Genomic DNA, 21,389 nt, shown 5'->3' with positions numbered 1-21,389 from the left:
GAGACAACATGTACCGAACGGGCGGGAATCTTTTTCTCAGCGCCGGCGACCTCGTCGGACACCTGAATTGCCGGTACCTGACCGCGCTCGACGTCAAGGTGGCCAACGGCGAACTGGCTAAGCCGAAGATCTGGGACCCGGTGCTCGAAACGCTGGCGGAGCGAGGTGCCTCGCACGAGCGCGATTACGTCGATCACCTAACTTCGACCGGTACGGTCGTGACCTCGATCGACGGCGTGGGTGTCGACGCGACCGCGGTCGTCGCCACCCGCGAGGCTCTCGGCCGGGGCGATCCGATCATCGTGCAGGCGGCGTTGCAAAACGGCGCGTGGAGTGGCAGGGCCGACGTTCTCCGCCGCGTCGAGAAGCCCAGCCGGCTGGGCGCGTGGTCGTACCAGGTCACGGACACGAAGTTGTCCCGCGAAACGAAGGGCAACACGATCCTGCAGATATCGCTTTATTCCGATCTCCTGTCCGAGATGCAGGGTTGCGAGCCGGAATCCGCCTTCGTCGTCACGCCGGGAACGGATTTCACGCCCGAGGAACATCGGGTCGCCGACTACGCGGCTTATTACCGCCATGTCAGGGCCAGCCTCGAGAAGGCCGTGTCGGGCCAGGACGCCGTCGCCGCCTACCCGGAACCTATCGAGCATTGCGAAGTGTGCCGCTGGCGCGTCCATTGCGATGAGAAGCGGAGGGCTGACGACCACATGTCGCTGGTCGCGGGCATCAGCAAGTCCCAAATCGGCGAACTGGAACGGCGAGGAGTCAGCACGACCACGGAGCTCGCGGCGGTGCCTTTGCCGCTGCCATGGAGGCCCGATCGTGGCGCCGCGAGAAGCTTCGAAAAGATACGCGAGCAGGCGAGAATCCAGATCGAGGGGGGCAAGGTCGGCAGAACATTATACGAGACGCTCGCACCTGCGCAGGGTTTCGGATTGGCGCGTCTTCCGGAGCCGTCGCCTGGCGATATCTTCTTCGACTTCGAGGGAGATCCATTCGTCGGCGACGGCGGCCTCGAGTTCCTGTTCGGATACGTATACGCCGATCCGGACGGGGCAGAGCGATACACCGGAGACTGGGCCTCCGACAGGCGGGAGGAAAGGGCGGCCTTCGAGCGTTTCGTCGACTTCGTGACGCTGCGTCTGAAGCACTATCCGGACCTGCACATCTATCACTTCGCTCCGTACGAGCCTGCGGCGATGAAGCGCTTGATGGGTCGTTACGCGTCGCGCGAAGACGAGGTCGACAATCTTCTCCGCGGGGAGATCTTCGTCGATCTCTTCTCGGTCGTACGCCACGCGATCAGAGCCAGCGTGGAAAGCTACTCAATCAAGAAGCTCGAGCCGCTCTACGGCTTCGTCCGTAGCGTGCCGTTGACCGACGTCGGGGCCGTGATGGCCCGAACGCAGGCGCGTCTCGAACTTGCGGATCCTTTGGGCATTCCCGAAGCCGACAAGATCGCGATTAAGGGCTACAATCGCGACGACTGCGTCTCGACCAAAGGTTTGCGAAACTGGTTGGAAACAGTTCGAATGGCCATGGTCACCGCTGGCGCGACCATCGAACGGCCGGCGGCCCCGACTGCCGAGATCAGTCCCGAGCTCGACGAATGGCAAAAGAAGGTCGCCGCGCTCGTGGCAAGGCTTACCCTCGGCGTGCCCGACGACGTATTGCAACGCAGCCCCGAACAGCAGGCTAGGTGGCTCCTCGCCTTCATGCTCGACTGGCACGGCCGGGAGAAGAAGGCCGTCTGGTGGGAATACTTCCGGCTTCGTGATCTGTCCGCCGAGGACCTGCTTCACGAACGCGATGGCCTTTCGGACTTGACCTTCCGGAAGCGGGAGGGTGGTACCGCCAAGGCACCCGTCCATCGATACGCGTTCGCGCTCCAGGATACCGACATCCGGGAAGGCGACGAACTCAGGAGCATTGGAGGCGACAAGTTCGGGCGCGTCGTGGAAATTTCGCTCGAAGAGCGTACGATCGATATCAAAAAGCGAGGAGATACGGCCACGTTGCATCCCGAGGCCGTATTCGCTCACAGCTACGTCGACACACAGGTGCTCGCCGATTCCCTGATGCGGCTCGGAGAGTACGTGGCGGACCACGGGATGGAGGGCGACGGCGACCACAGGGCGGCACGGGATCTGCTGATGGGCGTCGCGCCCCGGCTGCGCGGACAGGTGTTTCAGATCGCGGGCGAGGAGACCCTCGCCGCGGCCGTCCGATCCGCGCTCAATCTCGAGCAAAGCGTCCTTCCGGTGCAGGGGCCGCCTGGTGCGGGCAAGACGTACACGGGCGCCCGCATGATCTGCGCGCTGGCGAAGGACGGACGGTCCGTCGGCATTACCGCCAACAGTCACAAAGTGATCTGCAACCTTCTGGAAGAGGTCGTCGTAGCGGCCCGCGAACAGGGTCTCGCGATCCGATGTATCCAGAAGGTTTCCGATAAGGAGGACGACCGGCCGCCGCTGCGGTTCACGACCGACAACGCGGCCTTTCTCGACGCCCTGCATTCGGACTGCAAGGTCGGCGGCGCGACGGCCTGGTTCTGGGCGAGGACCGATGCCGAAAGCAGCGTCGACGTTCTTTTCATCGACGAGGCCGCTCAGATGTCGCTTGCGAACGTCCTGGCAGTGTCCCAGTCCGCCAAAAGCATCATTCTCCTTGGTGATCCCCGGCAGCTCGAGCAGCCGATCCAAGGTAGTCATCCGGATGGCATCGATGTCTCCTCCCTCGATCACATCCTCGGCGTCCACGCGACGGTCCCGGCCGACCGTGGTCTCTTTCTGCCCGAGACGTGGCGACTTCATCCTTCGATCTGCCGTTTCAATTCGGAGATGTTCTACGAGAACCGTCTATATCCCCGCCCGGGACTGGACAATCAGACAATCCGTTCCGGCGGTCGGCTTCAGGGAGCCGGACTGCGTTACTTGGCCGTCGAGCACGATGGCAACCAGAGCTCGTCACGCGAGGAGGCTGACTGTGTTCGCGACCTCGTCGCCCACGTATTGGGGAGCGGGACGACGTGGACGAATCGCGCCGGCGTTGAAGCGCCCGTACGCCTGGAAGACATATTGATCATAGCTCCCTACAATGCCCAGGTGTTCGAGCTGCAGGAGCGCCTTCCCGGTGCCAGAATAGGGACCGTGGACAAATTCCAGGGGCGCGAAGCGCCGATCGTAATCTATTCGATGACGACGTCGAGCCACGCGGATGCGCCGCGTGGAATGGAGTTTCTGTACAGCGCCAACCGCCTGAATGTCGCGATCTCGCGCGCGAAATGCATCTGCGTGATCGTCGCATCGCCACGGCTTTTCGAAGCGGAGTGCCGGACGCCGAGGCAAATGCATCTGGCGAACGCGTTCTGCCGATATCTGGAATTGTCCACGCGGATAAATTGATATTCCATCGCGCGCGCTGATGTCCGACGGCACCTGTGCCACCATAGGCTTGTCCGTCAGCGGGCCAAGGGTCGGCGATTTCGGCGGCGATCGCGTTCCCGTTTTCTCCAACCCGAAACGGCCGCTATCGAACAGCCGAAGTCTGCTGTCCGGCGGGAGCAGGTGGATGCCCTGCGCGGCGGCCGGGCCGAAGACCGGGTCGTTCTTGCCCTAAGTCGGAAAATGCCGGTCCAAGTGAGCAAGAAGCGGCTGTCTCCTGAACGTGCGGGCCGGGCAAATGGTTTCGACCAGAGGGTGATGGCTATTGGCAATTGGGAGCATTACTGGTCGCCGTCGAATGCTGTAGGCATTACTGACCGTTTGGGGGCGGTGCGTCATGGACATCAGAAACCAGGGCCAAGGCGTTCATGCGCGCGAAATCCACGGTCTAGGCCAGCTTCGGCTGCTGCCGAACCAGTGGTACGCCTACACGAATCTCGAGATCTCTATCGGACCGGGGCAGTATCGCGAGATCGACGCGGTGATGGTCACCGACGACCGCGTCCTACTCGTCGACCTGAAGGACTGGAAGCACCGCATTACCTGCGGAGAAGGTCGCTGGTACCACGACGACCTCGACATGCCGTCGCCCGTCTCGAAAATCAGGTTCGTCGCGCACAAGGTCCTAGAATCGTTTCGAGCCTTTCTGCGGGAGTACAACGAACAGCGAGGCGCCGGTGGCGCGAAATTACGGGCCCCACTCATGCAGGGTGTCGTCGTGCAGTGCGGGCCCGCATCGCTGGACGAAATCGTGGACAATGAGAAATCCAGCGCGTTCATGCTTGACGATTTCATGCGCTTCATCGTCGCCGCGGACACGCGAGCCTCGCGTCTAGGACCGTCGCCCCACGCCGATCGGCGAAATCCCCTGACGGCGGCGGGTAGCCCTTGGCGTGTGTTCTTCGCCAAACTTTTTAACGCTGTTGACGGCCCTTTCAGGCCAGGCAAACGGCGCTACGGCACCTACAGGGCGCTCTCAGACCGGCCGAGCTTCGTGCACCGAGATGTCGCATATCAGGAGTTCGACGTCGAAGATGAGAACGTCAGCGCCTCGACTGGCCTTCTGCGGCGATGGGACTTCTCGCGACTGGATACGCGCTTCCAGACCGAGACCGGACGAAACGAAATCGCAGGTCGCGAGCGCAAGGTGATCGCCTACCTTAACGATCGCAATCCCAACATTGGGGCCATGATTCTCCAGCCGAAAGTCGACGAGCGGGAACGCGGGGTCGGCTATTGGGAGGTGTTCGAGACGCGGCGACGGCTAAAGCGACTAGCGGACTTCGCCACGACGGACGCCCGGCATCTGGCGAAGCTCGAGAGGCTTGAGCTGGTCCGCCAGTTCTTGGCGAGAATGAAGGCCATTCACGAACAGGATGCGGCACACCTTGATATCGGGCCGCACAGCGTCTGGATCGAACCTCCGAACCTTGTGCGGTTGTCTCACTTGTTGGCGGCCAGAATCGACGATGTCGAATCGCTCGGCGAGCGTCGTTATTCGTTTCTATCCTCCGCCAGAATACCCGACGAAGCGGATGGTAACGCCGCCGATCCCAAGTCGAGGGATTGCTTTCTTGCCGGGCTCGTAGCCCACCAGATGGTCTTCGACGCTGTCCCTTCGACCGCAGCGGTGGGCGCTCTACCGAGATGGAGCAAGGCGGTCGATCCGGACAATTCGTTTCAGGCGATTCATGCCTGGTTCGAGAAATCGCTCTCGTGGACCGGCAGCGACCGTTTCGCCGACGCAGCCGCGATGCTCGATGCGTTCAATGCCGCGGCCAACGAAGCCCTCCCGGCCGGGCAGACGTTGGCCCGGTTGGAGCGGTACCGCGTCTGGAAGACGCAACGCCAGATCTCGGCTGAATTGCCGAGCGAACGGGACATTTCGTCTAACGACTTCTCTGAAAGCTGGATGAGCCGGTACGAAGGCGCCCCAGTCTTTGTCAAGATGTGGAAGAGCTCGGCGTGGGGAGGGCGGCAGAGCGAGCTTCCTCGGATCCTCGATTTCGTCGAACGAGCGGACTATCTAAGGATCTCGCCTCCGGCCGGGTGCGCACCCATCCGCAAGGTCGCTTGGATGTCGGACGCAATCGTCGTGTTGCGCCAATGGGTTGACTTTCCGACGCTTCAGGAGACGATGGCCGGCAAAACCGGGCCTCTCGCTTCCGCCGAAGGCGGGCTTCCTTTGATGGCGAAGCTTTGTCGGTTGATGGTCGATCTCCATGAGAGCGGTTTCGCGCATGGAGATTTGAAGCCTGCCAACATCCTCGTCCCCGACGATCCAGAGAAGACGCCGGTCCTGATCGATTTCCTCGAATTCTCCGCCGAGGCGGACGGGGACATCGTCTCTTCGGCCTATGCTCCGATGTCGGGTGGGGACCGGTTCGCCAGAGATCGCTTCGCGCTTACCAAAATCGCCGAAGAGGTCTTCCTGTCGTGCGAGATCGGAGGAGCGAGCGCAATCGCTTTGGCCAAGGCGATACGCGACTGCAGGGAGGGGCCGCCGGCGAATGCGACGCTGCTGCCGCTATCCGAGTGCATCGAAAAGATTCTCACTCCCGAGGTCACGGCGCCCAAGCCCATCGTGCGGATTTCGATCAAGAACGCTGAGCCGGGCCCACTTCTGTCGGACGAAGGCGTTCTCGGTCTGAGACTCGGACGAGGCGGCCCGGTTTTCATGATACGCGGCGCGTCCGAGGAGATCATGGTGAAGCTGTCGTCGGACGGACGTCCCGTCGCCGCGTCGCGGCGGCCCCTCTCGCAGCAGCAGGTCGCCAAGTATTCGCGGCACGAATTCGCCCGATTGGAGATCGAGCTGCACGTCGCTTCGTCGACGAGAAACGACTTCGACGACCTGCGCCAGATCCTGGACGACGCCCGGTTCCAGGAAGCATGGCGGACACGTAGCGGCGCGTTGGTCGAGGCGGACGCGCCCCCGAAGGGCCAGCAGCCCGACGGCGCCGAAGTGCAAGAATCCGCCGGTGGTGACGAGAGCGGCGACCTGGCGGAAGACGCGCTCGCCACGGAAATCGAGTCGGAGGCTTCCACCTCGGAGGTCGACGTTCCCGCTCTCTGGCGATCGCTCCTGACCGCCGAGGAGGACTTCTCCGTCGAGGGAACGACTGCGGGCGAGAGCGTCTTTCGGCGGGAGACGGGCCGGCACGTCGTCCCGTTCGAACTCGAACAGGGCGAATTGAACTTCGATCGAGAGGACAAGGTCTTCGTCGAGCGGTTCGACCGTCGCCGACAGATATGGCGTGAAATCGGTCTCCTCGACATCGAAAGATCCCGCCGGGCGACGATTGTGATCGACGCGAACCGCCGGTTTCCGGACGCGCGTGACGGCCTCATTTCCGACGAAACGAAACTTCGCTTCTTGAGTCATTGGGAGACGACGAGCCGTTCCCGGCGCGAAGCTGCGTCCGAGCGGATCTTAAACGGCCAAAGCATCGTGCGCGATCTGATTGACACTTTTGACGCTCGAAGCGGTTCGGTGCCGACTGTCTTCGACAGCATTGTCACGGCGGAAGAGGTTAAGCGCGAGTACGGATTCAACGACACGCAGGCAAAGGCGTTCGAATTCCTCACCCGCGTTCAACCGGTCGGTCTCCTTCAGGGACCGCCGGGGACCGGCAAGACCAAGTTCATCGCAGCTCTGGTGCATTTCGCTCTGTCCAGAAACCTTGCCCGGAACGTCCTGCTGGCCAGCCAATCGAACGATGCCGTCGACAATGCCGCGGAGGCGGTTCTTTCGCTTTTCGGCCCCAATGGTCGGCCCGCGATCGTGCGGGTCGGACAGGAGGGGTCGATCTCCGATCGCCTGTTGCCATACCACGCCGCGCGGGTGGAAATCGGGTACAAGCAGAAGCTTCAGGCGGACTTGAAGAATCGAATGAGGGTCGCCGCCCGCAACCTCGGTACTACAACCGCAGCGTCCGACGACCTGTTGCGCGTTTATCAGTCGATCCAGCCCGTCTGGGTCAGGCTCCGCGAGTTGGTCGAGGCGACGGAGGACGGCAGCGACGACAAGCGTTCGGCAGGATTGCGGCGAACCGTCCTCCGCATGGCAGGGAAAATAGGCGCCGGCGAGCCCGAAATCGAAACCGCAATGCGCGAAGGACGGCTCATGGATGCGCTCGTCCAGCATGTCGCCTCGAAGCACGAGATTGGCAACCTTGACATCGCGGATCGGTTCGCTTCGATCTTCAAACTAGTCGTCGACCTGATCGGGTCCGTCTCGACTCCGGAAAGAAGCTTCGAAAGCTTTCTGGCGGGTACACGTCAGATCGTCGCAGGCACCTGCGTAGGGCTTGGTCGCACGTCGCTCGGGTTGCGGAAAACGCCTTTCGATCTGGTCGTCGTGGACGAGGCTGCGCGTTGCACGTCGAGTGAACTGGCCGTCCCGATCCAGTCGGGCCGGTGGATCGTACTGGTCGGCGATCAAGCGCAACTAGAGCCACACCAAAGGCCCGAGGTGATATCCGAGGTCGCCGTGGCCACCGGATTGCCCAAGCGCGAGATCGTCCGCAGCGATTTCGAGCGCATCTTCGACTCGCAATACGGCAGGGAAGCGGGGCGGAAGCTCACGCAACAGCATCGGATGCTTGCTCCGATAGGCCGGATAGTGTCGACTTCGTTCTACGGGAATGAATTGACGCACGAACGGACGGAGCCGGCCGTCGCGCCGAAATACCTGCCTAAGATGCTGGATAGAGTGGTCACCTGGGTGGCGACCGACAATCTCCTCCTGAGGTCTTTCCAGGATCCCGACCCGAAAGGCGGGTCTAGCCTGATCAACAACGTCGAGGCTGACGCGATCGTAAAGCTCGTTAAATTTTGGGACAACGATCGCGCATTCCGGCCCTACCTCGACCGAACGCCCGGTTCGACGATCGGCATCATCTGCACTTACGCCGCCCAGCGGGATCTCATTAGGCACCGCCTTCGCTTGTCCGGGCTTAGTGAGGCGATGAAGTCGAACGTGACGGTCGGCACCGTGGATAGCTACCAAGGCAAGCAGAACCCGATCGTCATCCTTTCGCTTGTGCGCAACAACGACAGCGGTCCGAAAGAATTCATGCAAAGGACAATCACCCAAGGCTTCATGATCAGACCTAATCGCGTCAATGTCGCCTTGAGCAGGGCGATGGATCGTCTGGTCATCGTCGGAGCGCGCACGAGATGGCCGCTGGACGGGCCGATGCATCGCGTCGCTCAGGCATTTGCGCGCGAACTGTCTTCGAACTCCGCGCGCCTGGTCGACGTATCGAGGCTCGACGAGTGGAGCGGCAATCCGCCACCGCCGCGGCCGAAGCACCCAAAAGGCGGCCAACCGTCCCGCGGGAGGAGAAAGTGAACTCGAGCAAACCGAGGCTTTCGCTGCCGAGAAGCGTCAGGACGCTCGACTACGACGAGCCGTTCGACGTCGCGGTCTTCGATCTGCTATTGCCGTGCAGGACTTTCGAGGTGAAGCACAAGGTGACGGAGTCGGGTCGCGTGTCGATGACCGCGGAGTTCCTGCTCCGGCTTCTTCGAGCCTCCGATGGATTTAGGGAGAGCGATTTCGAACTTTTTTTCGGTTTCGACGCAACCGAGCGAAGCTTCGTCCTCAGGGAGGCGGTAGAAGCCGGATACGTGCAAAGGGAAGACGGCCGGCTTTGGCTCTCGGAGATCGGGCGCGGTCTTTTCAAGGATGGCGAGGACGAGCCAGTAATCTACGAGGTGGAGCAGCGGATCGTCCGGGCTGGCTTCGATCTTCTCTCCTTTGCCCCGGCCGTCATGGAGTCGTTCAGCAGATTTGATCAATGGCTTCCCGAGCTGAAAGTGGTAGAAACAGTGCGTGCGGCAGCCGCCAAGGACACCGTCCGCGACAAGTTTCGTCGCTTCTACGGAGAATTCTCTTCGAGGACGCGCAATGATCCACAGAAGCGGCGATTTCTCTATTCGGTCGATCACGTCGAACCCGGCAACCGCTTCAGCAACGTCGTACGCGTCGTCGTGAAGTCGACGCTTCGTCAACCGAGTGCGATCGAACCCGACCTGTCCGATTGGAAAGTAGGGTACGAGATCGAGGATCGCGGCGAAGTCGTAGAAGGCTGCGCATCTTTCCTCAACGGTCTTTCGCGGGACCGCCACCCAGGGGACGCCAACGGCTTGATACTATTGGGCGAGGTGGCGCCCGACTTCATGGCTTCGTTCTCGCGCGGTGGCGAAATAAGCCCGAGTCTTCTTCTCAAGCGCGGCGTCGGCTCGAAAATCGCGGAAACCTCGTCGGCTCCGGTCTTCACGGACGCGATTGCCGGTTCTCTCTTCACCCACGCGAACTTTCGCAAGGTAACCGATGCGCTCAAAAACGCTTCGGATTTACGCAAGTCACGTCCGAACTCATGCCTGTGGCTGATACCGCAAACGACGGTATGGGGCGCCACGAGAGCTTTGCCGGCGATGTTGGATCAAATTTCCGATCGCCTTGCCTTGCCCGACCCGGAAAACCAGGAAAAAGGACTGCCTCGGACGATAGCGTTTGTAGCAGGAAGACCGGCGAAGCACGTCGGAGAAGCGTTCGATCTCGTCGTCTCCGGTCATGACGTCGTCGCCATTCCACCTGGGCTCGAAATTCTGCTGGTGCCCGGCCTAATGGCTACGATCTGCATCCACATTCCGGTGGAAGCGGCCCGCGCGTTCCCGGTGCCCGTCGGCCTTATCACTTTCGATGACCATGTGATCGAGCGGATCCGAAGCATCCTGGAAGAATGCAGCCGCTCTTTCACGATAGCCGGCAACGGAATGACACCGACGGAGTTGCGATCGATGATAAAGCAGGCCTTGGACTGAACGCTGATCGCCGCCGCCACTGAGCGGTGGGCCAACCTGACCTCGCGGGCTCTCTACAGCGGCTGGACCAAAGGGCACTTTTGACCGCGAAATGCACCAAAACTCTTTGTCCGGCACCGTAACCTGTTGAAATCACAGCAAATGAGTCCGCCCTCCGAGCGCACCATAATCCCAAACTACGGTCATGGAGCCTGGAGGCGACAGCGGCGAGGCAAGTCGCTATGGGGTCACTGGTACAATGGGAAAGGGCAGCAACCTGACGGTGGTGTCGGCAGCAACAGGCGTCGATATTCCCGACCGGGAGCGCGATAGATGTTCGCAGAGGCCCATGACGCCGGCCAGCGGCTGTTTGCCGATGGTACGCGTCTCACCCGCCGTGATGTCGTGAGTGAAGGGCACGAATCGCCTGACCTATCGTGACCTCGTTCTTGGTCACATGAGCACCGGCGCCTTCGTCGCCGGCGATCCGAACCAGGTGGCAGACCATATCCAGCTCTGGTTCGACGAACGGGGCTTCAATTCATACCGCCCTACGTGCCCGAATCCGTCGGGGCCCTCGCCAGCCCGGTCTTGCTGAATTGCATCGGCGGGGCCTCTACCGCACCGAATACTCCGGTCCCACATTTCGCGATCGTTTGGGCTTGGCAAATCGGTCGGCGCACGCAGAGCGTGAATGTATATCGGCCGCCGCGATTCGTTAGACGATTGCGTGTCACATTTGGGCAGCATCGGATTGTCGATTTCGGATCGCGCTGGATCGATTTCGTCCATCAGCGGTGAAAGTTTGCGAATTATTTGGCGCGTTCTGTCAATCCACGGAACAAGGCGATGGCTAGGCTTCCCTTGACAACAGTAAGGAGAGGGAGCCCATGGGGAACCAGCCGGCAAGCATGGCATCGCTTGGCCTTTTCACAGGCGCGCATCAGTACGAGAATTTCGCAAAACTGAAGGACATGTTTCCCTCGAGCGAGATGAAGGCCTCGAAGAGGCCGCGTCCCTTCGATGATGGATCGCGAATCGAGCTGCCGAGATCCTATACGTTTGAGGGTGAGACTCGAGACCTTGGCAAACTCTTGTCCGAAACCCATACCTCGTCCCTGCTTGTACTCAAGGACGGAGCAATCAGGTTCGAGAAGTACTGGCTGACGGGTGGGCGGGACGTCCAGTGGATTTCGATGTCGGTCGCAAAGAGCTTCGTTTCGGCTCTCGTAGGTATTGCTGTTGGTGAGGGGTTCATCAAGAGCGTGGAGGACCCGCTCGACCGGTATGTGCCGTCTCTGCGAGGCTCCGCCTATGAAGGAGTGCGCATCAAAGATGCGCTGCAAATGTCGTCGGGGGCCCGCTGGAATGAAGACTACAATGATCCGGCGTCAGAGATTTACCGGTTGGGTGTGGCCATGGAGCCGGGCGGGTCGCTCGATGCATTCGTGCCGACTCTGGTGAATGAATCAAAGCCGGGTACCGTGTGCAGATACAATTCCGCAGAAACCCAGGTGCTTGGCATGCTGCTGGTGGCGGCGACGGGCCGATCGATCTCCGACTACATGTACGAGAAGCTGTGCGACCCTCTGGGGATGGAGTGTCCGAGCTATTGGTCTGTCGATAGCACCGGCCGAGAGATGGCTTTTGCGGGTCTCAACATGGTGGCCCGCGACTTCGCGAAATTTGGCGAGCTCTATAGAAATTGTGGTGCGTGGCGCGATCGGCAGCTTGTCAGTGCGGACTGGGTTGCGGCTTCGACCAAGTCGGACGCACCGCACCTCGCGCCGGGGAAACCAATCGTAGGTGATCATGCCTTCCCCCTTGGGTACGGCTATCAATGGTGGATTCCTCCCGGGGATCGGGGCGAGTTCAGCGGGATCGGGGTCTACAACCAGTATGTCTATGTCGACCCTTCGCGAGGCGTAGTCATCGTCAAGCTGTCGGCCAACCCCGCCTATGGGACTTCGAAGAGCGAAGAAACGAACAAAGACTACGAGAATATCGAGGGCCTGCGCGCCATCGCTCGGCAATTCGATTAGCTCGCGACGGAAGCCCAAGATCATCATCCGATAATTGCGTCATCCGACACGGTTGGCGCGATTGCATGGTCTTCATTATTCAAACCATCGTTGGAGGGGGGGAGTCGCTTGGCCGTGCTTACAAAAGTTGGGATTGCGTCGGGAACCAGTGCGCCGGTCATTGTCTGGTTCGCCCTTGATATGATCTTAGGGCTCTTCCCGCCAATCTACTGGGCTGCTAGCGGCTCCAATCCTCACATTCTGGGCCTTCCGCTCTCCGTCTTCTACTTCGTTGCGGTTGGCCTGTTTATTTCGGCCAGCCTAGTCGTCGCTTATCTGCTGGATGAACAACTACACACCTGAAGCTGATCTCCTCAAGCGGGCAGGGAGCGAGCGCCATGCTGATCACATTCGGAGCCGTCGCCGTCTTTTTCGGAATAGTGGTTTGGATCCTACAACGATCGTTCATAGCGGATAAATCATTCAGCGAATACGCGGTTGGTGGGAGATCGTTCGGCGGCTCCTACCAGGCAATGTCCTTTCTCAACACCTGGTTTCCCGGCGCAACGTTCGTGGCGTTTGCCGGACTTTCGGCCCAAGCTGGGGTTCTGGGATTCTATGCCCTGTTCTATAGTCTGCTCACGGTCATCTTGATGTATCTCATGGCCCGCCGCGTGTGGGTGTGGGGGTCCCAGTTCGACTTGCGAACGCAGCCAGACCTTTTTGCGCTACGCTTTAACTCGAAGCATATTCGCACCGTCACCGCGATTATTGGCCTTGTGTCGGGCTTTCCTTGGCTTGTCCTTGGACTTCAGGCGTTGGGTGTCGTCTTTCACCGGTTGTCGCTTGGAAACTGTAGTTTCACGATCTCCGTGATGATCGGAGTAGCGGTAATGGTGGTCCGGCAGTACTGGACGATCCGGATGGGTATGCGTGGCATCGTGATCTCCGATATGTTCCAGGGCATCGTAGCTTACGTCGGCGGCGGCGCTCTGCTGATCGGCATGATTGTCTGGCTTGTCGCAACGCATGGAGCCGGCTTTGACAAGATGCCAGAGCGTATGTTCGAAATCCCGAGTATCGGCTCCGATACGGGCCCACTCTATCTGTTCGCTTTGATCTTCACGGGAGCATTCGGGGGATGGTGCTGGCCTAGCGTTTTCGTGCGCCTCTATACGGCCGATGGCGTTCGGAGCCTTAAGCAGTCAGCGGCGATCGGTGTTCCACTCGCGTATATCTTTTGCCTTGCACTCACGATCTTCGCCTTCTTTGGCTCTGTCCTTCCGGAGGTCCAGGCGTCACCCCAGGAAGTGTTCTTCATTGTCAGCGAGAAGGCAGGTGGCATCTGGGTTTTGGCGTTCGCTGGCGTTGTTGTGCTGGCCGCGTCGATGGGAAGCATTGACGGTGGCATTCAGGCGACAGGGGCGCAGATCGCAAACGATATCATCGGCAATTATGTTACGCTCACCCACAAGCAGATGCTTTTCTGGGCAAAGTTGAGCATGCTGATCGTGACCCTCTTGGCTGCGGTTATCTCTTGCCTTGAACTGCCGAGGCTCTTTACTCTGGCAATTCTTGCATACCAGGGAGTGATCCAGTTGGCAGTGCCGCTATTCCTCGGGATATTCTGGCGGCGCGGCAACAAGTACGGTGCGATCTCGGGCATGGTGTGCGGGTTCGTGATCGCAGTGGTCCTCGAGCTTTTGCATCCTAATTTCGTTCCCTGGGCATTCGGCTTGACGTCCGGAGTGGTCGCCCTGATCGTCAATCTTCTGATCTATGTTGGTGCCGCGTACCTCATTCCCGTGACGGAGGAAGATAGCAGGCGTTTGGACGACATCTTCGAACTCGTAGGCTCGAAGAGGACCCCCGCCGCAGCTGCCGAGCCTGCAATCGAGCGCGGGCAATAGGTCGCGAAGCGAACCGGCAGAACGGATCTGGTGCCTCTGGGCACGAGCCGCACTGACGGAATGGCGCGATCTGTCAATCCGGAGCTCAACTGGCAACATAGCGTGCTCGGGTTGACCTTGGTGACTGGTCATCTTGATCGCGGTCGATATCGACCGCGGGATCGCCAGCGATCTGAAGCGTATGAACTAGTACGGAAGCACAATGGCGCGACACTCAATGATGGCCGAATTCCCGGCGCCCGACGAATCTCAGGTCACGCTTGCAAATTGGATGACCAAACCATTCAACGAGTGGGGTTTCCGGAATGTTCGTCAAATACTCCCCACGGCGAACATCCGTCGATCGTCCGATCCGACCTCGTTGCCACTTTCGCTCCGTAACCTCGAGGATGTTCGAGTGAAGGGGCTCGACGGAGAGATGACGACCCTCAGATCTGCTGTCGGTATTCTCGAAATCGATGGCCTCATCGTGCTTCATGGTGGGCGGGTTGTCTGGGAGCTCTACAGCCATGGTTTTGCGCCGACCATGCAGCACGTCGTATTTTCTGTCACCAAATCGATAACCGGTACCCTGGCGGGCATTTTGACGGAGGCTGGCAAGATCGATCCGGATGAACCGATTAGGAAATACATTCCGGAGGCGAAGGGGACAGCCTACGAATCCGCGGGCGTTCGCCATCTCCTCGATATGAGTGTCGGCATTCGCTTCGACGAGGACTACCTCGCGCCCAACGGCGATGTGGTCCGATATCGTCGGGCGGCGGGATGGAGTGTGAACGAGACGGGCGGTCTGCCGTCTCCTCATCTTCGTCAGTATTTGATGAGCTTGCAGCCGAACGGCTCTCCTCATGGCGAGACGTTCGACTACGTGTCTCCGAATACGGACGTCCTAGGATGGGTCTTCGAGCGCGCCTGCCGATTGCCGTTCGCGGAGCTCGTTCACAAGTACATATGGGCGCCGCTCGGCGCTGAAGAGGACGCGTATATCGGTGTCGACACCCGTGGCGCCGCGCGAGCGGCCGGTGGGTTTTGCGGCACGATCCGTGATCTTGCGCGGTTCGGTGAGATGATGCGCAACAACGGGGTCAGTGCAGGCAAGCAGGTCGTTCCGCGATGGTGGATCGACGACATCCAGAACAACGGCAATGCCGACGCCTGGGCACGCGGCACATTCACCAAGCTCTTTCCTGACGGCAACTACAGGAACAAGTGGTACACCCCCGATCGGCGCCGGCGGGCGTTCTGCGCGATCGGCATCCATGGCCAGTACGTTTATGTCGATCCGGAGGACGAGATGGTGATCGTCCGTGTCTCGTCACAACCCGTCGCATTCGAAGTTGCCAACGATCTCATGTGGGTTCGTGCTTGCCGTGCGATCGGAGATCGGCTCAATGGCCGCTAACGGGCAGCGCCGAGAACCGGGCGGACGGCATGGCGGCGAACCGTCGAGGGAGCAAGTCGGCGACGGTCAGCTGAGCCCAAGGCGGTTTGTTCCGTCGATTCCCGGCATTTCGTCGGTTATGCATGCAGGACGCTCCCGAGCCGACGCAGCATGACCCTCGGATTCGTCATCGCGAGCGGTCTCCTGCTAGGTCTAGCCAGCAGCTTCCATTGCGCAAGCAATTGCGGGGTGATTGCATACTCGCTGGCGATATCGGCGAGGAGGCGTTCGCCGTCTCACGCTGTCCTTGCCCAGACGATACTTGCGCCTCATCTCGGCAGGATCGCCGTTTACGTGGCATTTGGAGCAATCGTCGGTGCCGCCGTTGGCGGATTTGAGCTCGTCGCCAGGTTTGCAAGCCTGCGGACAGCCTTTCTTGCCGCGGCTTCGGCGTCGTTGATTTGGAACGGCGCGTCGATAGCCGGGTGGTTACCGGTGGGCATGAGCCCTGAACGAGTGTTCGCCAGACTAGCCGCCAACGTACCCGGACGGTTGACTGCGACTACGTCGCCACTCTCTCTTGGCTTCGCGTGGGGCTGCGCCCCGTGCGCGATGGTCTATTCAGCGCTCCTGAACGCCTCGTTGACGGGATCGGCAACGACAGGCGGAGTCTTCATGCTTGGCTTCGGATTGGCCACGGCCCCCTCGCTCCTGACAGTCGGGATGGGCCAGCTTCTTGTTCAGCGAGTTGGATTGCACGGCAACGCGCGCCGAATTCTGCCGAAGGCAATCGGAGCCGGGCTGGTAGCCATTGCACTGACGAGTTTTCTCCTTTCGGGAGCACCAAGCATCAGTGAGATGTGCTTTACGAACTAGGCGCCTCTAACGGCGGAATGGCGTCAATTGTCAATTCCCTAGCGATAAGATCCGCAAGCGTGCGGCCCTTCGTTTGCCGCCACAATGGTCCGCTCTCAGGTTCTTCAACCGTAGTCGTGCGATCCAGCGTGCCCTCTGCGGCCGATATTCACGGGAGATCTGGGAAATGACGTCGACATCATACGAAAAATCAACGGGCGCACTCGGGCTCTTCACCGGCATTCCGCAGTACGAGAATTTCGCACGGATCAAGCACATCCTGGGGGTGAAGGAGATGAAAGCAGCGCAACGTCGGTTCGACTTCCCTGAAGGACCTAGAATCCAACTGCCCGACAGCTACCGATTTGGGGGAGAGACCAGGAGCGTAGCCGGTTTGCTGGACAAAACACATACCTCGGCGGTGTTCGTCTTGAAGGATGGCGTGGTTCGTTTCGAGCAGTACTGGCTGACTGGGGGGCGCGAGGTTCAGTGGATCTCAATGTCGGTGGCGAAGAGCTTCATTTCCGCCCTTGTTGGTATCGCGATTCAGGATGGCTTCATAAGCAATATAGCCGATCCGATCAGCAACTACGTCCCATCCCTTGCCGGGTCTGCCTACGATGGGGTCAGCATCAAGGACGTACTCCAGATGTCGTCCGGGGCCCGCTGGAACGAGGACTACAACGATCCAGAGTCGGAGATCTTTAAGATGCGCATTGCGATGAGTTCGGAAGGCTCGCTGGATGCGTTCTTGTCAACGACGGTGCGCGAGGCGACACCGGGCATGATCTGCAGATACAATTCCGCGGATACCCAAGCGCTGGGCCTGTTGTTGGTCAAGTCCACGGGGCGCTCCATCTCGGACTACATGCAGGAAAAGCTGTGCGAGCCGCTGGGTATGGAGTCGCCGGGGTACTGGCTTGTCGACGGCAAGGGCCGTGAAATGGCCTATGCGGGCCTCAACTTGACCGCGCGTGATTTTGCAAAACTGGGCGAGCTCTACCGCAACAATGGTCTGTGGGGAGATCGTAGGATTATCGCCTCCGAATGGGTCGCGGCCTCTACAAAGGTCGAGTCGCCTCGGCTCGCGGCTGGGCAACCCATCGTGGGCGATCACGCGATGCCGTTGGGGTACGGGTACCAGTGGTGGATCCCGGATGGGAACGACGGCGAGTTCAGCGGTATCGGCGTCTACAACCAGTACGTCTACGTCGATCCATCCCGTGGCGTCGTGATCGTGAAATTGTCGGCAAATCCGGCTTACGGAACCTCCAAAAGCGAGGAAACGCAAAAGGACTTCGAGAACGTGGCGGTGCTGCGGGCCATCGCCCGGCAATTCGACTGAAGCCGGTCGGAGCGACCCAAGCGGGGCGGGGCTACCTGGCCAAGGGTGACGCAGAGCGGGTGACGGGCACAGTCCGTCGGTCGCTCTGGGCGTCCGGACGGGAGGCTCTGCCCAATTCTTTGGCGCCAACTGTCAAGGTGTTCCCAGAGCCGCGCGCTAACAATTCAGCGTGAGAAGGGGACCTTCATGCGGGATGAAGACGGCGGTCAGGAACTGAGCAAAGGCGCCATCGGCGTCTTGCACATCGTGTTCTTTGTCGTGGCCGCAGCCGCACCATTGACGGCTGTGGTCGGCGCGTCACCCGCGGCGTTTTCGCTCGGCAATGGCGTGGGTGTGCCCGGCACGTACCTGCTTGTGGGATTGCTGTACATCGTGTTCAGCGCAGGCTTTGCTGCCATGAACCGCTTTGTCTCTAGTGCAAGCGGGTTCTACGCATATATCGCAAACGGCTTGGGAAAGTCGGCGGGGCTCGCGGGTGCCCTGGTCTCATTGGCGACTTACAACGCAATCGATATCGCGGTCTATGGAATCTTCGGCTTCTTTGCCGAGGACATGGTGCATGAGGCGGGCGGCCCACATCTTCCCTGGATTCTGTATACTGTAGTTCTCTCCGGCGCGGTATACGTGTCGGGACGGCGCAACATTGCCTTTAGCGGTGCCGTGCTCGGCGTTTGCATGATTGCCGAGATCACGGTGCTCGCAGCTCTCGGCGCGAATATCTTGATTTCCGGCGGCGGCCCAAACGGCATTTCGCTGCACTCCTTTGAATTGCATTTCGTCTTCACAAGTGGATTGGGCGTAGCCCTTGTCTTTGTCGTGGCCTCGTTTCTCGGTTTCGAGGCCACCGCAATATTCGGGGAGGAAGCTCGCGATCCTAAACGCACGGTTGCGCGGGCGACCTACGTATCGGTCATTCTGATTGCGTTGTTCTATGCATTCGCAACCTGGACCATCACGCTGCATTACGGCGGAGAGGCCATTGTCCGGCTGGCCACAGATCATGCCGCGGATCTCTATCTCTCTGCCGTGACCGAACGCCTGGGACCCCTCGCAGGCCTTGCGATGAAGCTGCTCCTGATTTCGAGTCTGTTTGCCTGCGCGCTGTCGTTTCATAATACGGCAAACCGATATCTCTATTCGCTTGGTCGCGAAGGCGTGTTGTGGCGTGGATTTGCGCGGACGCACAAGGTCTATTGCTCCCCGTACATCGCAGGCAGAGTTCAGACCGCATTTGCCCTCGGAGCGGCGGTTATCCTTTGGCTGGCCGGACTGGATCCGTACACGGTCGTGTTTGCATGGATGGGCACGTTTGCGAGCATCGGCATTCTCGTCATGCAGATCATGGTCTCGCTGGCGGTAGTCGCATTCTTCCTTAATGATCCCCGAGACGTAGGCATCTACAGCCGACTGATCGCTCCTGCTTTGAGCATTGTTGGTCTCGCAGTCTGCCTCGTGTTGATGGTGTCGAACCTCGCGCTCGTGAGCGGGTCCGAGTCTTGGGTGATCGACACGTTCCCTGTGATGATCGCAGGGCTTCTCGTCGGAGGCTTTTGCCTCGCGGCATGGATGCGTCAGGCGCGTCCCCACATCTACGGTAATCTTGGGCGCTCGCTAAGCTGATCTCGGCGTCCAATTCAAAGGAGAGCACTACATGACTGATGCGGCACAGAACTGCTGCCATGGTTCGAAAACCGGGGCCGAGCCCGTCAGGCACCCATTGCAGCCACTGACTGTCGAAGAGATTCGAAAAGCGACCGCCATCGTGCGGCGCGCGGCGCCATATGGCGAAGACACGAAGTTCGAGACGATCGAGCTTCTGGAGCCGCACAAAGCGGATGTGCGGGCGTTCGTTCCGGGAAGCCCGATACGCCGCTCAGCGCGTGTCAATGTGTTCAGCGCAAAGGTGATCGGCGTTACCGCTCTTGTGGTATCGTTGGATGACGAGGCGATCGTGTCCCAACAAGAGTTTCCGGACAAGCGCCCGATGATTCAGCTTGAACAGTTCACCGCGATCGAAGAGTTCGTCCGCAAGAATCCGGAGTTTGTGGCGGCGTGCGCGCGGCGAGGCATCGACGACATGAGCAAGGTGTGCATCGATCCTTGGTCGGCCGGTGAATTCGGCATCAAGGGAGAGGAGGGGCGCCACCTTTGCCATGTCTTTGCGTGGTTGCGTCTGCGTGAGAACGAGAATTTCTATGCTCATCCGATCGAAGGCCTGAACGCGGTCATCGATCTCAAGTCCTGGGAAGTCATCAGAGTCGACGACTACGGTTCGGTCCTGGTCCCGATGCAGGAGGCGAACTACGAGCGCGAATTCGTCAAGCCTCGGCCGCCGTTGAAGCCGATCAACGTCGTGCAGCCGGACGGCGTGAGCTTCCGCTTGGAAGGTCGACAACTAACTTGGGACAAATGGTCGTTCGTGATTGGCTTCAACAGCCGCGAGGCTCTGACCTTTCACGACATCCGGTACGATGGTCGCCCGGTTGTCTACAGGGCGTCGATCGTGGAGATGGTCGTGCCATACGGAAGCCCGGAGAACGGTCACTTCCGCAAGAATGTATTCGACGTCGGCGAGTACGGCATCGGCAAGCTGGCCAACTCTTTGAAGCTCGGCTGCGACTGCCTCGGGGCGATCGAATACTTGGACGTGCACCTCAATACGATGCAAGGGGAGCCGCTGACGATCGAGAAGGCGATTTGCATTCATGAGGAAGACGCAGGGCTACTTTGGAAGCACTGGGACTTCCGGACGGATCGGGCCGAGACTCGGCGCGCTCGCAAGTTGGTTGTTTCGACCATCTGCACGGTCGGCAACTACGAGTATGCGCTGTATTGGTACTTTTACCTGGACGGCATGATTGAGTTCGAGATGAAGGCTACCGGAATCATCAACACGGTTGGTTGCGTGCCGGGAAAGCCGAGTAAGTATGGTCGCGAAGTCCTGCCCGGCGTCGTCGGCCAAATTCACCAGCACATTTTCTGCGCTCGGCTAGACATGACGGTCGATGGCGACCGCAACAGCGTCGTGGAATGCAACACTTATCTTGAGCCCGAGGGGGCCTCGAACCCATACGGAAATGCCTTTTATGAGGAGGAAACGGTTCTGAAGCGCGAGACGCAAGCCGCGCGCAGAGCCAACGCGGCTACGCAGCGCTATTGGAAGGTGATCAACCCGGGTAAGCTCAACTATGCCGGGTCACCCGTCGGTTACAAGCTCGAGGCACCCAACTGCATCACGCCGTTCGTGCGACCGAACTCCCCGTCGGGCAAGCGTGCTGGCTTCGTGCAAAATCATCTCTGGGTGACGGCCTATGATCCTGAGGAGCGTTTTCCGGCAGGTCAGTTCATGAACCATTCCACGGGCGAAGGAGGATTGCCGGATTTCATTCAGAAGGATCGGTCGATCGAAAACAGTGACGTTGTCCTTTGGCACGTCTTCGGCTTGCATCACCCGGTCAGGGTCGAGGATTTTCCGGTCCAACCTTGTGTCAACACGGGCTTCAAGCTCATGCCGGCGGGGTTCTTCAACGGGAATCCCGCGATTGACCTGCCGCCGGATCTGAATGAGGCGAGCTGCGCCGCCAACGCGAGCTCACGGTAAGGTCGGAACTTCTCCGG

At 60.0% G+C, this 21,389-nt stretch carries 11 protein-coding genes; all 11 read left to right on the top strand.

All coding sequences use genetic code 11. From position 1 onward, the window contains the following. The first annotated feature begins 8 nt into the window (after positions 1 to 8). Positions 9 to 3,407 (top strand): TM0106 family RecB-like putative nuclease, encoded by a 3,399-nt coding sequence (locus AC1VNY_RS25345; protein WP_482407214.1) that lies wholly within the window; start codon positions 9 to 11, stop codon positions 3,405 to 3,407. A gap of 376 nt (positions 3,408 to 3,783) precedes the next feature. Beyond that, entirely contained in the window at positions 3,784 to 8,802 is a 5,019-nt protein-coding gene (locus tag AC1VNY_RS25340; RefSeq protein ID WP_482407213.1) for an AAA domain-containing protein, read from the top strand. After that, positions 8,799 to 10,280, top strand: coding sequence for a hypothetical protein (locus AC1VNY_RS25335; RefSeq protein WP_482407212.1), 1,482 nt, complete (start codon positions 8,799 to 8,801; stop codon positions 10,278 to 10,280). The genes AC1VNY_RS25340 and AC1VNY_RS25335 overlap by 4 nt, the downstream gene beginning before the upstream one ends. A gap of 869 nt (positions 10,281 to 11,149) precedes the next feature. Then, positions 11,150 to 12,301, top strand: coding sequence for a serine hydrolase domain-containing protein (locus AC1VNY_RS25330; RefSeq protein ID WP_482407211.1), 1,152 nt, complete (start codon positions 11,150 to 11,152; stop codon positions 12,299 to 12,301). Positions 12,302 to 12,409: 108 nt separating this feature from the next. Continuing rightward, entirely contained in the window at positions 12,410 to 12,643 is a 234-nt protein-coding gene (locus AC1VNY_RS25325) for a hypothetical protein (RefSeq protein ID WP_482407210.1), read from the top strand. Positions 12,644 to 12,678: 35 nt separating this feature from the next. Further along, positions 12,679 to 14,190: a sodium:solute symporter family protein gene (locus AC1VNY_RS25320; protein ID WP_482407209.1), complete on the top strand. Its 1,512-nt coding sequence runs from the start codon at positions 12,679 to 12,681 to the stop codon at positions 14,188 to 14,190. A 217-nt stretch (positions 14,191 to 14,407) separates the two neighbouring features. After that, the gene (locus AC1VNY_RS25315; RefSeq protein ID WP_482407208.1) at positions 14,408 to 15,592 is read left to right on the top strand and encodes a serine hydrolase domain-containing protein; all 1,185 of its coding nucleotides are present in this window, start codon (positions 14,408 to 14,410) and stop codon (positions 15,590 to 15,592) included. A 150-nt stretch (positions 15,593 to 15,742) separates the two neighbouring features. Further along, positions 15,743 to 16,447 carry a sulfite exporter TauE/SafE family protein gene (locus AC1VNY_RS25310; RefSeq protein ID WP_482407207.1) on the top strand — a complete coding sequence of 235 codons (705 nt, stop codon included), beginning with the start codon at positions 15,743 to 15,745 and terminating at the stop codon, positions 16,445 to 16,447. A 166-nt stretch (positions 16,448 to 16,613) separates the two neighbouring features. Next, positions 16,614 to 17,771, top strand: coding sequence for a serine hydrolase domain-containing protein (locus tag AC1VNY_RS25305; RefSeq protein ID WP_482407206.1), 1,158 nt, complete (start codon positions 16,614 to 16,616; stop codon positions 17,769 to 17,771). A gap of 186 nt (positions 17,772 to 17,957) precedes the next feature. Beyond that, entirely contained in the window at positions 17,958 to 19,391 is a 1,434-nt protein-coding gene (locus AC1VNY_RS25300) for an APC family permease (protein WP_482407205.1), read from the top strand. Positions 19,392 to 19,422: 31 nt separating this feature from the next. Beyond that, complete coding sequence (locus AC1VNY_RS25295; protein WP_482407204.1) at positions 19,423 to 21,372, top strand: primary-amine oxidase; 1,950 nt, start codon at positions 19,423 to 19,425, stop codon at positions 21,370 to 21,372. The last annotated feature ends 17 nt before the right edge of the window (positions 21,373 to 21,389 follow it).

Source organism: Bradyrhizobium ferriligni, assembly GCF_056837965.1.
This window is presented reverse-complemented; position numbering and strand designations above follow the sequence as displayed.